Raw genomic sequence first — 14368 nt, 5'->3', positions numbered from 1 at the left:
TCAAAAAAACCGCATGAACAAGCCCGCTAAGGCGGCCTGATTATATGCTCTCAGACCAAGGTAGCGTGCGAGCCCCTCAGTTCGGTTGAGATCCGAAAATTAGCGTAGAAAGTAAGTCCAATCGCTCACGCGAAGCGACCCCGCCAGCAACCGCGCCTTCGTCAGTGAACCGCATGGTTGTCGCACGACGTGAATCGAATTTCGGCCAGATCGGAAGATTCTTTCCATTCGGATCGCCATATTTGGCAAAGTTCGTCCAGTACGCTCCCATAAGATCGGCTAACTGCCGATCGGCGTTCGACCACTCGACCTTTCGGGCACTCATCGTTCCAAGGGCGTAAGGCAACTCCGCACCGTGCACCGCGCCAGGATGGGCACCCGGTCTAAGGGGAGGATTATGCGCGAAATAGTAGAAAAAAACAGGCGTTTTGCCGTATAGCTGGTGTTGCCTTGCCCAAGTAAATTCGGGGAGACCGAAAGCCTCGTCTCCCTTTATCGCGACCCATGATCGAGCTGCCTCGGCATCGCTAGACGCGGGATAGGCTTTGAGGACCTGACCGGCGCCATCCCCAAACCTACGCGTCACATTCCCAACGTATTCGCCCACGCCACTTACGGGCGGAAAGAGAGCGCCCTCCAAAGCGTTGTTTCCGATCAGTATAGGTGTGTCATTAAAGCGTCGACGCCGGTAAATTATGAACGGATTACTTGGTAATACATAGCCATCAATAATGGGAAGCGATGCCATGCGCGTGAAAGGATATTTCCCCTGAGGGGTAGCAGCGATAAGTTTGTCAGCGGGTATCTCTCTGAGCGCTTGCAGGTTATCTCCACCCACCGCCCGTGCCCAACGAACGCCCTCTGCTTCCCCTTGCGGTAGCGTGCTCATAGCTCCCCATTCAGGACCGAAGCTCGCACCGCTTTGTGCAATGACCCCGCGAAAAAGCCCTTTTGCAAGGGGGGATTGGACTAATCCTCCCGCCGAAATCGCTCCTGCGGACTCTCCCATGATGGTTACCTTCGACGGATCCCCGCCGAAACGTTTGATGTTAGTCTTAACCCATCGCAGCGCGGCGATCTGATCCATAAGGGCGTAGTTGCCCGATGCGCGATGTTTTGACTCTCGTGTAAGGTCCGGATGGGCGAGATAACCGAATGGCCCCAGGCGGTACGCTAAGGAGACAAAGACCACACCTCTCCTAGCCAATGGGGCGCCATCGAACAATGGCATTGCGGTCGATCCGAAACTGAAACCGCCTCCATGAATCCAGACAAGTACTGGAAGGCGTTTGCCCTTTTCGTTTGGAGACCACACATTTAGGTAAAGACAATCTTCACTTACGGGCTGACTTGGAATGTTCATGGCAGGATTTGCGACCTGCATACACGCCGGGGCAAATTGCGTGGCGTCACGAACGCCCGTCCATGATTGAGGAGCAACCGGTTCTCTCCAGCGCAAGTCTCTCACAGGAGCTCGAGCAAATGGGATACCTTTGAAGACTGCGAGACCTTCCTTTCGAACCCCTTCAACCGTACCTTGAAGCGTGCGGACGCGCACCGGGTGACTCGCTTGAGCGACGACCTGAGCATTCGCAGGTGCCAGCAAGATTGGACACAATGCTGCGAGCGCTGCAGCGTGCACCGGATTGCGACAGGTGCGGAACAATTCTGATTTCACGGGATCTCGCCTGAGAGGAGCATTGGTAGAGCAAGCACGCGGAGTGTGAAACACCGACTTACCGACCCGGTTTAGATTATCCATTAAGATATCGGCTGAGGGTCGGTGGCAGCCGGATTTAATCGCCCGATACGCATTCGGCGAACCATCACTTGAGCGAAGATCCCACCACGGCCAAAAGGCTCGTCCGCAAGAAACAATTCTAAATCGTTTTTATCGCCATTGAGTACGAAAAGGCTTCCGACATGATAATTTTCGTCGTCATCGGAGACCAGCGGTCCTGAAAATAGTATTGAACCGCTGTATCTTTCCATGAATTTTCGATGCTTTTGCATCAATTCCGCTCTGATATGGGCTGTGTTGGGTTTGTCGACACAATATATGGTCCAAAGCATGCCGTCATATCCTCCGCTATTTCAACCCGCTGCCCCTTGTTTGCACTTTGCACGTCGTCTGCCCAAACGTTCATGGCGGTCCGTTCGAACCTTTGCGCTCGGGCAAAACCTATCTGGGACTGTCAACTCGTCAGGAAGTCTTCGTCAGCGACGTGCTCTTGCCAGGTCACTGCGCTTCCATCGATGTATTCCGTAACAGCAATATGCGTCATCGCCGTCGTATCTGTCCCGCCGTGCCAATGTCGCTCGTTGGCTGGAATCCATATTGAATCACCAGCCGTCACCTCATAGCGCGGCTGGTTCTCGGCGCGCACCCACCCTCGACCAGCGGTTACGATCAGAATCTGGCCTGCGGGATGGGAATGCCAGGCGGTGCGAGCGCCCGGCTCGAAGGTAACCAGCCCGGTCGACACCCGTCCCGGCGCCTGCGCCGCGATGAGGCCATCGCGACGAACGGTACCGGTGAAGGTCTCGGCCGGGGCAAGGCTTGACGGTACGGATGCCGATTTGTTTACGATCATCTGACTCTCCCGTTTAAAGATTTGAATAAGCAGCTCGCCGTCACACGCGCTCGAGCAGCAAGCCAATCCCCTGGCCGACACCGACGCACATGAAAGCAAGGGCATAGCGGCCTTTGCGCAAGTGCAGTTCTTCTACTGCTGACATTGTGATCCGCGCTCCCGACATGCCGAGGGGATGCCCAAGCGCGATCGCACCACCATTCGGATTGACCCTCGGGTCATTGAACGGATCGACATTGAGCGCACGCAGCGTAGCGACAGCCTGACTCGCAAACGCCTCGTTGAGTTCGATCACGTCGATGTCGGCCATACCGATGTTACCGAGACGAAGCAGCTTCAACGCGGCGTCGATCGGCCCCACACCCATTACGCGCGGCGCGACACCACTTGCTGCCATCGCCACAATTCGGGCTCGCGGCGTAAGGCCATGACGTTGCGCTGCGGCTTCAGACGCGATCAGCATCGCCGCCGCACCGTCGTTCAGTCCGGACGCGTTTCCGGCCGTGATCGTTCCATTTTCCCTGACAACCGGACGGAGCGCCGCCAACTTCTCGATCGAAGTTACACGCGGATGCTCATCCTCGGAAAAGACCACCGGATCCCCGCGGCGCTGCGGCACCCGGACACTGACGATTTCACGCGCGAAACGCCCGCTTTTCTGGGCGGCGGCGGCCTTTTCCTGACTCGCAAATGCAAACGCATCCTGCTCCTCGCGCGACACGTTCCATTCGGCTGCGACGTTCTCTGCGGTCGAGGGCATGGTGTCGACACCGTACGCTGCCCGCATTGCCGGATTGATGAAGCGCCAACCCAGAGTCGTATCTTCAATCGACTGCGTACGATCGAAGGCGCTACCTGCCTTGCCCATGACGTATGGTGCGCGCGTCATGCTCTCGACGCCGCCGGCGATCATCAGTTCGGCATCGCCGCTGCGGATTGCCTGGGCCGCAGAACCGACCGCATTCAATCCCGAACCACACAGCCGGTTCACCGTAGTGGCGGCAATGGTTTCCGGCAGACCTGCCAGCAGTACGCCCATGCGTGCGACATTGCGATTGTCTTCACCGGCCTGGTTTGCGCATCCCATGATCACATCGTCGACCAAAGGCCAGTCAACATGTGGATTGCGTTCCATCAGGGTCCGCAGGGGAACAGCTGCAAGGTCGTCGGCGCGGATCGCCGAGAGGGAACCGTTCAGCTTCCCGATAGGTGTACGAATGGCATCGCAGATGAAGGCATCGGGCATAGTCTGAAGAAGGCCTTGTCCAAGGGTCGAGCACCGCCATGGCGGATGGCGTCATCGCCGATGCCGTGGATGCAAGTCCCGGGCCAATCACGACGCCAGGGCCGACCTATCAAGGCGTCATGGCGCCGCTTGCGACTGAACCCAGTCCTTGGCAATGACCATCCGTCCCGCCAGACTTGCCATTTGCCTGCCGTTGAATGCGTCGATGCACAACCAGACTGCTTCCGGGTGCCTGCACCGCAGCCAGCGCCTCGTGCACGAGCTGATCCGCCCGGGTCCGGCGCTGATTAAGCAGGACGTAGTCATGCCAAGTCGCAAACCGGTACGTCTCGACCCAGGCCTCTGTCTCGACCAGATCCTGTTGCAGCATCCAGTCGCGAGCACCATCGCGCCTGAGTATCCGAGAGCGCTCGGCCATGAGCGACAGGAAGGTTTCACTGTCGTCCGTGAGTACACGATAGTCCACCGCGACGACGATCGGGCCGCTGCGCATTTCAACCGGGACGCTGGTTTCAGGCAAGTGCCAGTCGGCGCGGGGTGCCATGTCGAGACTTTCCCCTCGAAGAGGACATACCCGCCCGATTGCAGCGACAATGAGCAGCCCTCCCCCGGCTACCGCCAGCGCCGCCGTACATCCGGCCCGGCTGGCAAGCGCCCCGAAGAACCAGCTGCCCGCTGCGAGACCTCCGTACGTCGCCATCTGGTAGATCGACAAGGCGCGGGCCACGACCCAGCGCGGGGAGGAGAGTTGAGTAACGACATTGAAGGTGGTGAGGACGGTCAGCCATGCTGCACCGGCGAGCGCCATCGCCACGGTCGTCAAAGGCATGGATCGGCTAAGCCCGGCAAGCGTCGCACCTGCCGCCAGCACAAGTGAAAGGCGAGCGACAATCTGTTCCGAGGACCATCGCGCACGCATCGAGGCACTCGCGATCGCACCGCCGATCGCACCCGCACCGAAAGAAGCCAGAAGGATTCCGAAGACGAAAGGCCCCCCATGCAGCAGGTCATTTGCGACGAGAGGCATCAGCGAGGGAACGGAACCGGCGGCAACACCGAAAACAAAGGCACGCACGGCCACCGCACGCAACGCCCGTGACAGCGCAGCGTAGCGCAGCCCGGCGGCCATTGCAGCGCCAATCTTCTCGCGCGGCAAGATGCGGGCGGGCGCATCGTAGCGCCATCGCACAAGCATCGTCACCAGGGGAATGAACGACACGGCGTTGACGATAAAGGCCACCGCGGCGCCAAAGAGCGCGAGGATCGCACCTCCGCATGCCGGGCCCAGCGTACGAGCCAGATTAACACCCAAACCGTTCAGCGCCACCGCGCGAGGCAGCGCTGCAGAGGGCACAATCTCACCTACCAAAACCTGCATCGCGGGCCAGTTTAGCGCCGTTCCCGCCCCGATCATAAACGTCATCGCCAGCAAGGCCGCGGGAGACAACTGTCCGGACCAGGCAAGCAGCGCAAGCACGGTGGACACCAGCAGCATGAACAGCTGTGCCGACAGCATTATTCGCCGCCGGTCATAAGCGTCCGCGACCGCCCCCGCCCATAGGGCGAAGAGCATGATCGGGAGATTGGCCGAGGCCTGGACCAACGCCACCTTGACCGGCGAAGTGGTCAGCGTGGTCATGAACCATGCCGCTGCGACAGCCTGGATGGTACTCCCCATGTTGGAAAGCACAGTGGTCGCCCACAAGGCGCGGAAGGTCGGGATCGACAGAGGCGAAAGTGGACGATCTTTCACCTGCGTCGAGGTTCCAGGCGTATCGACTTGCTCACGAGACAGGAGCTTCAGCCGAGAATCTCCACTTCGGCTTCCGCATCGGATTCCCCCAGCTTCTTGTAGAGGTAAGAACGCGACACCCCGAGATACTCGGCAACTTTTTTCTTGTTGCCCTTGAAGCGTCCCATCGCCTCGGTGATCAAGTCCTGCTCGAGTTGCTCGATCGCTGCCTTCATGACTTCACCTTCAGCAGCGGCCATCGGAAGCGCATTACGAGCACGTTCTGGTGCGCGAGGCGCATGCGTGGCCCCCCGAATGAAGTCAGCCACAGCAAGGCGGCCGTTCTCGGAAAAGACCAGTGCCCGTTCCACCTCGTGCCGCAATTGCCTCACATTACCGGGCCACTGCTGGCCCATCAGGAAATCGATGACATCCGGGTCGATTTCAGGCGTCGGCTTCCCGTACTTTCCGGAAAGCTCAGCGACGAAGTGGTGCAGCAGTAGGGGGACGTCTTCGAGCCTCTCGCGCAGCGGCGGGATCATGATGCATACCGGACTGATGCGGTAGAACAGGTCGAGGCGGAATTGATTCTCCTCGATGAAACGCTGAAGATCGCGATTGGTCGCGGTGCAAAGCCGAAAATCCACGTGCTTGGGCTTGTCGCCCCCAACCCGCTCGATGATGCGGTCCTGAAGTACGCGCAGCAGTTTCGACTGGACCTCCATCGGCATGTCGCCGATTTCGTCCAGGAATATGGTTCCCTTGTCGGCCTGCTCGAATTTCCCGGGACGCCCTTTGCGATCGGCCCCCGTGAAAGAGCCCGCTTCATACCCGAACAGCTCGCTTTCAACGAGGGAAGCAGGCAGCGCTGCCGCGTTCACCGTGACCAGACGACCAGAGTGACGAGCGCTCAGCATATGCAGCGCCTGCGCAACCAGTTCCTTACCGGTCCCGCTTTCGCCCTGGATCAATACGGGCACGTCGAGCGGCGCGACCTTGCGGATTTGCTGACGCACGGACTCGATCGCAAGGCTGCGCCCGATTATGGCATCGAGGTGACGCGAGGCGCGCTTCTCGGCGCTCGCCTCCATCTTGTACTGGGCGATCTGCCGCTCCAGGCTGTTGACCCGTCGGGAAAGCTCCTCGACCTGCTGCGGCCCCTTGAACATGACCCGGCCAATGGCACCTACGATCTTCCCGTTACGGCGAATGGGATGGCGCGACACCACGCGGTCGCCGTCCTTGAGGCGAAGCAATTGCCCCACTTCAGCAACCCCCGACCGCAGGATCTCAGGCAGGCGCGTGTTGGGGATCATTTCGCGGATGTGTTTTCCCACCGCCTCACCTTCGCCGAGACCAAAGAACTTCTCGTGCACTGGTGAGACGAACGATATCCGTTCCTTGTCATCAATCACGACCATCGCATCATAAGGGTCCGTGAGAACCTGCGTGAAGATGTCGAAAGCAAAGTCCACGTTCATGACAAAGCGCATCGCGGTGCCGATAGGTTCGCGCGACAGAATAATGATGTATGCATCACTGCAGCGGTTCACCAATGCGACCAGCGTTTCCGTTCGAAGCGCAATCGGATAGGCATCGCGACCTGCCACTTCGGCCAGCCACTCCCGGTTGGTGATTGCCGCCTGAACCTGCGGATCTTCCCCCTGCCCTCTAGAGTAGAGTATTTTTCCATCCAGACTGACGATGACAACGCCGGAAAGCCTCGGAGCGTCATTTTCAAATTTTGCCATATCTGCCCAACTGGCGGTGGAAACTGTTCTCGATTCCGCCATTCCTCTCCCCCTTGGTGTATTTCTTGCGGTCACTTTCGTCAATTTCTATTTGAAGCGACACGATCGTCAGCGGTTGGTCCGCTCCTTGCATATCGTTCGATGCATTCTGGCGACGCGCCGGCAAGAGATATGGAGATGACGATGGAGAATGGACTGGCCAACGGGGATTCTTCGAGCTTCTGGAACGCGGCTGCGCACGGGCGCCTGGAGTTCCAGAAATGCGGTGCATGTGGCCACGTGCAGTTCCCGCCGCGCCACCAGTGTGCGACATGCTGGGAGGTCGATCTGCAGCCCCTCGAAAGTGCAGGAAAGGGGACCGTCGAGAGTTTCACGATCGTGCGCCGCGCCCCGCTGGCCGAGTTTCGCGACAAGGTTCCCTACGCGATCGCCTCGATCCGGGTGCAGGAAGGTCCGCGGATGATCACAAACATCTTAGGCAATGATGCCCTCACAGTCGAGATCGGCGATCCGGTCGTAGTCGAATTCGGGCAGGATGCGAACGGACGCACCCTGCCCCAGTTCCGGCTTGCTCGGCCGCGGGTCGAACTTACCGACTAGGCTGGGCGTCGGCGGTAGAGGAAGGTGGCCTTCATGCGCTGAACCACTTCCTCCCGCTGGTTCACGAACTCGCGGTTGAACGACACGACACCGCGGTCGTCCTTGGATGTCTCCCGCTTGTCGATCACGGTGGAGCGCATGTGTACGGTATCGCCATGCTTGACCGGAATGAGCATCCGCCATTCATCGATGCCAAGCACAGCCAGAAGCGTTCCGTCATTCGTACCGCTGGCATACTGAAGACCGCCCATGACAGCATAGATCAGGGGGGCGTGGGCAATCGGTTCGCCGAATGGCGTCGTGCGGCAGTATTCATGGTCGGTATGAACGCCGTTGAAATCTCCTGAAAGGCAAGCGAAGTTGACGATATCGGTACTGGTGATGGTCCTTCGGGGAGTCTCGATCTGCTGACCGATCGTGAAATCGTCGAAAAACATGCCGCGCGGCGTTGTCATATGATCTTCTCCTAAATCTGTTCAGCGTGGCTCGGCGGTGAGAACGGCGGTACAATGCGACGAGAGGATTCCCCCCTCACCGTGCACCAGAGCCGTGCCCGCTCCCTGCACCTGTCTCCCATGCGCTTCGCCACGAACCTGACGCGTCGCCTCGATGATCGCCATGAGGCCGCCCACCGCGCCTGCGTGGGCATGGCTCAACATACCGCCATGCGTGTTGACGGGAAGTTTGCCACCCACACGCGCGTGGCCGGCGGCGAAGAAGGCGCCTCCCTCTCCCCGTCCTGCGAGGCCAAGCTCCTCCATCTCGATGATCGGCACGATCGAGAAACAATCGTAAAGCATGGCCACATCGATATCGGTCGGCCCAAGGCCGGCCATCGCGTAAGCCGCCTCGCCCGATCGCGCGGCACCAAACTCGGTAAGGCTAGGTGCACACAGCAGATGCTCGTGGGTATGCGCCTCGGCAATACCGGCCAGATGTACCGGTTTTCCGGGCAAGTCGCGGGCTCGCTCGGGACTGGTCACAATGAAGGCTCCGCCCGCATCGGAGATCAGACAGCAATCGAGCATGCGAAGGGGATCGGAGATTTCCTTCGAGGTGAGCACGTCATCGATCGAAATCGGCGCGCGCATCTGTGCGCGCGGATGAAGGCAGGCGTGGGCGCGCGTGTTGACCGCAACGGCTGCCATCTCCTCGCGCGTGGTCCCGTATTTGGCCATGTAGGCATTGGCGACCATGGCGTAGAGCGAGGGGATGCCTACGCCATAGGGAGCCTCGAAATAAGGATGCCCCACGGAGCTCAATGCGGCAACAGCTGCATCACGCGACATGCCGGTCGCCCGGTTCTCACCTGCGCAGACCAGTACCACATCCGCCGCACCGGTCTTGACGGCCTGTGCCGCATGGTGAAGCATTGCCAGTGGAGAAGCACCTCCAACGACCATCGAGGCGCAGAAGCGCGGCTGCAGGCCCAGATACTCGGCCAGCACCGAGCCCAGCATAAAGTAGGGCTCGGTCATGGAATAGGCCGTCAGGAGCCCATCGATCTGGTTTGGCTTGAGGCCCGCGTCCTCGATCGCACGCCGCGCAGCCTGGGCATTTAGACCCAGGCCCGTCATATGTGGCAGCTTGCCGATATCGCTTTCACCAACCCCTACTATGGCTACACTGTTGCGCAGCGTCATCGTGACACCTTCCGGTTTCTCATTTGCTTGTATCCCTCAGTCGGCTTGCGGCAGAGCGGCTCGCGCCCGCCTTGCGCTTTGCATGTGCGACGCCGCACGGACCGGCCGTGGGACCAGGACCGGGATTGCGTGCGCTTATGCTGGTCAGTCACGCTCGTCATCGAAGACAGCGAGTGCTGCCCGGCCGGCATTCATCGCTGCGGGCCAACCCGCATAAAATGCGATATGGGTGATGAGACCTCGCAATTCGTCCTGGGTCACGCCATTGCGAATGGCGATAGCCATGTGCGCTTCCAGTTCCGGCGTCCGGCACAATGCTGCGAGCGCGGCACAAGTAACGAGGCTGCGGTCGCGCTTGCTGAGTTCAGGCTGCTCCCAGACATCTGCGTAAAGCACCTCGTCGCGAATTCGTTCGAGCTGCGGGGCGATCTCATAAGGGGTGGTGGCTTTTGTCCGGGACATAACCGATTTACTCGCCCACTGGCGGAGGACCGCCCATTCCATCAGTAACTGCGCTACGCGCAGCCGCGGCGGCATATTCCGGGCGCCTCTTCTCGACGAGCGCGGCCAGTCCTTCCTGGAATTCGGCACTCGACATTGCGAGGACCTGCCCGAGGCCCTCGGTTCGCATCATCTCCTCGACGCTGCTCTCGAAGGTTCTGAGAAGCAACTGCTTGGAAAGTCCCATGACCTGCGCAGGACCATTTGCAAGACGATGGGCCAACGCCAGACCTTCCGTGTCCACCTCGTCGTCCGGCACCTTCTTGAGCGCCACCCCAAGGTCAACCGCCTCGTCGGCAGTCCAGGTCGCATCGGTGAACAGGAAATTGCGCGCTCGCGCCAGCCCGATAAGGCGGGGAAGCGTGAACATCGCCAGGCAATCGGGCACAACGCCCAGCCGGAAGAAACCCGCCGAGAACTTTGCGCTTTCGCCCGCGACGATCAGATCGGCCATGAGGGCTAAGCCAAGGCCGCCCCCCACCGCATGACCACGCACTCCGCACACCACCGGGCGGTCCAGCGTAAGAAGCGGCGGGAACATCGTCGCAGCATGGCTGAAGCGACGATGCACGTCCCACGGCTCCGACGCCTTCGTGAGCATATTGAGATCGCCGCCGGCACAGAAACTCTTGCCCTTGCCGGTCAAGTAGATGGCGCGGATGGAAAGATCATCCTGGATCGCCCGCGTGAGATCTCTCAGTGAATACCGCATCTCGCGGGTAAGCGCGTTGCGGCCCGCCTCGTTGTCGAGCCGCACCACCAGCACGGCGCCCTGCCGTTCAGTCTCGATATGCGCGAAATCCTCCATTACGCAGCCTTTCCTGCGTGCGCGGCTTCGGCCAGCACTTCGGGAGGCACACCGCCTGCGCGACTGCGATTACGGCCGCCATCCACCACGATGTCCGCGCCACTGATGTAGGAGCCTGCGTCAGAACACAGGAAGACAGCAGCATCGGCGATGTCCGCGGTCTTGCCGAAAGCCCCCAGCGGGATCGAGGAAAGCTGATGAGCCGCGCGCCCAGCGTCTTCATAGATGCGCTTTACCCCCTCGGTGTCTCCGATCGCGCCCGGAGCGATGGTATTGCAACGTATGCCATCGGGACCCCACTCGCCTGCCAGGGTTCGCATAAGCGACATGATCCCCGCCTTGGCGGCGCCTGCGTGCGCGCAGCCGGGCCACCCCTCAAGCGCGCGCGTCGTCGAGATCGCGATCAATCGACCACCGAAGGCGGATCTTGCAAGGGCCTCGTGTGCGGCACGGGCACAGAAGAAGGTGCCGTTGAGGTCGATATCGATCACCACCTTGAATGCATTGGGGCTCATCGTCGCGGCGGGAACCACGAAATTCCCGGCTGCATTCGCGATCATGACATCGAGCGATCCATAGGTTTCGACAGTCGTTGCGACAGCCCGCTCCACATCATCGTAGGATCGTACATCCGCCTGGACAGCCATGGCTTCTCCGCCCAGTGCGCGCAGCTTCTCAACCGCACCTTCGAGCCGGGCAGCGTCCCGGCTCGCAATTACGACCCGCGCGCCATGCCTCACAAAGGCTTCGGCGATGCCAAAGCCGATGCCGCTGCCACCGCCGGTAATAAGCGCCACGCGTCCCGCCAGTGCGTCCGAGGCAAATGTCATTGATGATCCTTTCCGAGAAACCGCGTTTTCGCAAATCGTGAACCGGCCTCTGCAAGCCTCATGCCAGCCGTCCAGAAACAGGCCGCGCACCGGGGAACCGGCTCACGAAAGGGTATCGAGCACCTGGGCACCCCAAGGCCGCTGTGCATATCAGGCGGACATCGTGTTGACCGCGAGGACAACGGGGAGCCGATCTCGACATGCGTTACGCAGCCTGCGCCGTCCTCCAGAAGAGGACATTCCGCCAATCGCCGAACCGTTTTGCCGGTACCATCGTCGAGCCTGCACGGCTGCATACCCTTGGCAGGCTCACCGCAGTCAGGGTCGTCTCGGATCCGCGAGCACCCGACGCGGGTGGCGGGCGACCGGGTCCCGAGCCGGCACGCCTTCGTGTTTTGCGGCCGTCGATCGGCTACTCCGGGACGGGACGCGAACCGGTCCGGGAAAGCCTGATCTTAGAGCTTCGTGGTGGGGAAAGCCTCGATACCGGTGCGCACAGAAAAGACATTCTGTTGGCGCCAAGGACAACGGACACGCGCACGACAGCATTGCGCCGCACCATTTTGCATTTGGCATATCGCTTGCATCGAGACCTTCCGAACGCCGGATCAGCCGGCTGGGGAGGTTGCTGCGGAATGGATGGAACAGGAACGACGCCCGGGATCGATGGGCTGCCAGTCGATCGGCTGCCGGTCGCGCCGCTCGGTGAGCCGTTCGCCCTGCTCACGGGGATCACCGTACTTGATCTCACGACGTCGATCGCCGGACCTTACGCCACCATGCTTCTGTCCGACTTCGGGGCTGACATCATCAAAGTCGAACGTCCGCAGGGCGACGATGCGCGGCAGTGGGGCCCCCCCTTTCTCGACGGTGAGGCGCTCTGGTTCGCAGCAATGAACCGCAACAAGCGCAGCGTCGTTCTCGACTTGCGGCAGGAGCGGGGACGAGCGGATCTGCACGATCTCGTTCGCCGCGCCGATGTCGTGGTCACGAACCAGCCTCCCGACATCCAGCGAAAGCTGTGCCTCGACCACGCCTCCCTGAGCCAGATCCGCGAGGACATCGTGCATGTTTCGATCACCGGATTTGGCCTGAGCGGCGAGCGAGCGGAACTGACCTGCTACGACCTGATCGCAGAAGGCTATTCGGGAATCATGGACCTGACCGGAGCCCTTGGCGGCGATCCGCAGAAGGTGGGCGCGCCGGCCGCGGACATGCTGGCGGGCCACGATGCGGCCATGGCCACCTTGGCAGCCTTGTTCGATCGGCAAAGGAGCGGTCGCGGACGCAAGATCGATGTCAGCCTGGTCGAGAGCATGACGCGATTTCTTTCCTGCCGGATCGCCACATACCTCGGTTCCGGTGAAGTGCCCACACGATCGGGTGGAACGGACAGCGTCATCGCCATCTATCAGGCTTTCGAAACGGCCGACTTGCCGATCACGCTCGGCCTTGGCTCCGACCCCATCTGGAAGCGGTTCTGGGCTGCGCTTGGCGATCCCGACTATGCAGCGCGCGCGGAGTACGGATCGAATGCCTTGCGGCGCGTACACCGCGAAGCGATCGTCGCCGACATTCAGCGTATCCTGCTCACCCGCACGCGCGAGGACTGGCTTGCGCTCTTCGCGGCCGAACGCGTCCCTGCCGGCCCGATCAACCGGGTCGACGAGGTCGCCTGTGACAAGGCTCTGCAGGACCGCGGCCTGTTCTACGCCATCGATGCCGGAGATGGCCGGCGGGTGCCCCAGATCGGCCTTGGGATCCGGATCGACGACTTGCCCAGTTACCCGCGTTCTGCCCCGCCGCTGCTGGGCCAGCACACGAGCGAAATTCTGAATGGCCGATCTTCCCGACGGACGGCCAGCATCGAAGGAACGACGACATGAGCTTCAGCGAAATCCTGTACGAAGAAGACGGCGTGATCGGCACCATCACGCTCAATCGTCCGGACGACGGCAACATGTTTACCGAGACGATGTGTCACGAAATCCGTGACTGCATCGAGGGAATTCGCCGTGAAACCCGAACCCGGGTCGTCGTGCTTACGGGTGCGGGCGATCGCTTCTTCTGCATCGGCGGGCGCAAGGACGGCATGGAGGATACCAAGCTGTACGCAGGCGTCTTGCCGGTGCTGGAAATGTACGAGGCGATCGACAAGTTGCAAAAGCCGGTAATCGCCAGCGTCAACGGATTTGCCGTCGGCGGGGGGAACGTGCTGCAAGTCGTCTGCGACCTCACCATTGCCAAGGAAAGTGCGATCTTCCGGCAAGTCGGCCCGATGATGGGGTCGTTCGATGCGGGTTATGGCACCTGGTATCTCGAGGACCTGGTCGGAAAGAAGCGCGCCAAGGAAATCTGGTACACCAATCCCAAGATGACCGCAGCCCATGCGCAGGAAATCGGCCTCATCAACCGGGTCGTTGCTGACGATCAGCTTGCCGAGAAGACCCGCGAATTTGCTCTCGAGGTCGCCGAGCGCGGCGCCTTTGCCCTAGCGTCCATCAAGGGCGCATTCAATGCACGCCACGGCGGTGTCGGAGGTCTGTCGCGAGTCACCCACGACATGCTGCTCAGCCAGTACCTGGGATCGCCCGAAGCCAAGGAACTTGGCGCGAGCTTCGCTGAACGGCGCAAGCCGGACCCCGCCAAAATCGGTCGATGAG

Annotated in this window: 14 protein-coding genes; 3 read left to right on the top strand and 11 right to left on the bottom strand. The window is 60.7% G+C overall.

What is annotated here, in order from left to right; all coding sequences use genetic code 11:
- Positions 1 to 76 precede the first annotated feature (76 nt).
- From ACYPYD_RS03710 to ACYPYD_RS03685, 6 genes are all read right to left on the bottom strand, one after another.
- The gene (locus tag ACYPYD_RS03710) at positions 77 to 1678 is read right to left on the bottom strand and encodes a carboxylesterase/lipase family protein (RefSeq protein ID WP_459662111.1); all 1602 of its coding nucleotides are present in this window, start codon (positions 1676 to 1678) and stop codon (positions 77 to 79) included.
- Between the two features lie 83 nt (positions 1679 to 1761).
- Positions 1762 to 2073, bottom strand: coding sequence for a YciI family protein (locus ACYPYD_RS03705; protein WP_459662110.1), 312 nt, complete (start codon positions 2071 to 2073; stop codon positions 1762 to 1764).
- A gap of 122 nt (positions 2074 to 2195) precedes the next feature.
- Positions 2196 to 2594 (bottom strand): (R)-mandelonitrile lyase, encoded by a 399-nt coding sequence (locus ACYPYD_RS03700; RefSeq protein WP_459662109.1) that lies wholly within the window; start codon positions 2592 to 2594, stop codon positions 2196 to 2198.
- 40 nt (positions 2595 to 2634) lie between these two features.
- Positions 2635 to 3840 carry a 3-oxoadipyl-CoA thiolase gene (gene pcaF, locus ACYPYD_RS03695; RefSeq protein WP_459662107.1) on the bottom strand — a complete coding sequence of 402 codons (1206 nt, stop codon included), beginning with the start codon at positions 3838 to 3840 and terminating at the stop codon, positions 2635 to 2637.
- Between the two features lie 109 nt (positions 3841 to 3949).
- Positions 3950 to 5593, bottom strand: a complete 1644-nt coding sequence (locus ACYPYD_RS03690; protein ID WP_459662106.1) for an MFS transporter — start codon at positions 5591 to 5593, stop codon at positions 3950 to 3952.
- 47 nt (positions 5594 to 5640) lie between these two features.
- Positions 5641 to 7365 (bottom strand): sigma-54 interaction domain-containing protein, encoded by a 1725-nt coding sequence (locus ACYPYD_RS03685; protein ID WP_459662105.1) that lies wholly within the window; start codon positions 7363 to 7365, stop codon positions 5641 to 5643.
- Between the two features lie 129 nt (positions 7366 to 7494).
- Between ACYPYD_RS03685 and ACYPYD_RS03680 the strand changes: the two genes are divergently transcribed.
- Positions 7495 to 7923, top strand: coding sequence for a Zn-ribbon domain-containing OB-fold protein (locus tag ACYPYD_RS03680; protein WP_459662104.1), 429 nt, complete (start codon positions 7495 to 7497; stop codon positions 7921 to 7923).
- Here the strand turns inward: ACYPYD_RS03680 and ACYPYD_RS03675 are convergent.
- From ACYPYD_RS03675 to ACYPYD_RS03655, 5 genes are all read right to left on the bottom strand, one after another.
- Positions 7920 to 8378, bottom strand: coding sequence for a MaoC/PaaZ C-terminal domain-containing protein (locus tag ACYPYD_RS03675; RefSeq protein WP_459662103.1), 459 nt, complete (start codon positions 8376 to 8378; stop codon positions 7920 to 7922). The genes ACYPYD_RS03680 and ACYPYD_RS03675 overlap by 4 nt on opposite strands.
- Before the next feature lie 21 nt (positions 8379 to 8399).
- Positions 8400 to 9566 carry a thiolase C-terminal domain-containing protein gene (locus tag ACYPYD_RS03670; RefSeq protein WP_459662102.1) on the bottom strand — a complete coding sequence of 389 codons (1167 nt, stop codon included), beginning with the start codon at positions 9564 to 9566 and terminating at the stop codon, positions 8400 to 8402.
- A 144-nt stretch (positions 9567 to 9710) separates the two neighbouring features.
- Positions 9711 to 10070, bottom strand: coding sequence for a carboxymuconolactone decarboxylase family protein (locus ACYPYD_RS03665; protein WP_459662101.1), 360 nt, complete (start codon positions 10068 to 10070; stop codon positions 9711 to 9713).
- Complete coding sequence (locus tag ACYPYD_RS03660) at positions 10036 to 10875, bottom strand: enoyl-CoA hydratase/isomerase family protein (RefSeq protein WP_459662100.1); 840 nt, start codon at positions 10873 to 10875, stop codon at positions 10036 to 10038. The genes ACYPYD_RS03665 and ACYPYD_RS03660 overlap by 35 nt, the downstream gene beginning before the upstream one ends.
- Entirely contained in the window at positions 10875 to 11795 is a 921-nt protein-coding gene (locus tag ACYPYD_RS03655; RefSeq protein ID WP_459662099.1) for an SDR family oxidoreductase, read from the bottom strand. Before ACYPYD_RS03655 ends, ACYPYD_RS03660 begins: the two co-directional genes overlap by 1 nt.
- 110 nt (positions 11796 to 11905) lie before the next feature.
- On the opposite strand from ACYPYD_RS03655, the gene ACYPYD_RS03650 reads away from it, so the two are divergent.
- Both ACYPYD_RS03650 and ACYPYD_RS03645 read left to right on the top strand, forming a co-directional pair.
- Entirely contained in the window at positions 11906 to 13591 is a 1686-nt protein-coding gene (locus tag ACYPYD_RS03650) for a CaiB/BaiF CoA transferase family protein (protein WP_459662098.1), read from the top strand.
- Positions 13588 to 14367, top strand: coding sequence for an enoyl-CoA hydratase-related protein (locus tag ACYPYD_RS03645; protein ID WP_459662097.1), 780 nt, complete (start codon positions 13588 to 13590; stop codon positions 14365 to 14367). The genes ACYPYD_RS03650 and ACYPYD_RS03645 overlap by 4 nt, the downstream gene beginning before the upstream one ends.
- Position 14368 lies beyond the last annotated feature (1 nt).

It is taken from the genome of Novosphingobium sp. 11B (assembly GCF_054589055.1).
The sequence above is the reverse complement of the archived record's forward strand: the minus strand, read 5'-3'. Positions and strand labels throughout refer to the sequence as shown.

Coding starts and splice junctions, on each gene's coding strand:
- ACYPYD_RS03680 (WP_459662104.1), top strand. CDS start 7,495: ATGGAGATGACGATGGAGAATGGACTGGCCAACGGGGATTCTTCGAGC.
- pcaF (WP_459662107.1), bottom strand. CDS start 3,840: ATGCCCGATGCCTTCATCTGCGATGCCATTCGTACACCTATCGGGAAG.
- ACYPYD_RS03700 (WP_459662109.1), bottom strand. CDS start 2,594: ATGATCGTAAACAAATCGGCATCCGTACCGTCAAGCCTTGCCCCGGCC.
- ACYPYD_RS03675 (WP_459662103.1), bottom strand. CDS start 8,378: ATGACAACGCCGCGCGGCATGTTTTTCGACGATTTCACGATCGGTCAG.
- ACYPYD_RS03705 (WP_459662110.1), bottom strand. CDS start 2,073: ATGCTTTGGACCATATATTGTGTCGACAAACCCAACACAGCCCATATC.
- ACYPYD_RS03650 (WP_459662098.1), top strand. CDS start 11,906: ATGCGTTACGCAGCCTGCGCCGTCCTCCAGAAGAGGACATTCCGCCAA.
- ACYPYD_RS03660 (WP_459662100.1), bottom strand. CDS start 10,875: ATGGAGGATTTCGCGCATATCGAGACTGAACGGCAGGGCGCCGTGCTG.
- ACYPYD_RS03670 (WP_459662102.1), bottom strand. CDS start 9,566: ATGACGCTGCGCAACAGTGTAGCCATAGTAGGGGTTGGTGAAAGCGAT.
- ACYPYD_RS03665 (WP_459662101.1), bottom strand. CDS start 10,070: ATGGAATGGGCGGTCCTCCGCCAGTGGGCGAGTAAATCGGTTATGTCC.
- ACYPYD_RS03645 (WP_459662097.1), top strand. CDS start 13,588: ATGAGCTTCAGCGAAATCCTGTACGAAGAAGACGGCGTGATCGGCACC.
- ACYPYD_RS03685 (WP_459662105.1), bottom strand. CDS start 7,365: ATGGCGGAATCGAGAACAGTTTCCACCGCCAGTTGGGCAGATATGGCA.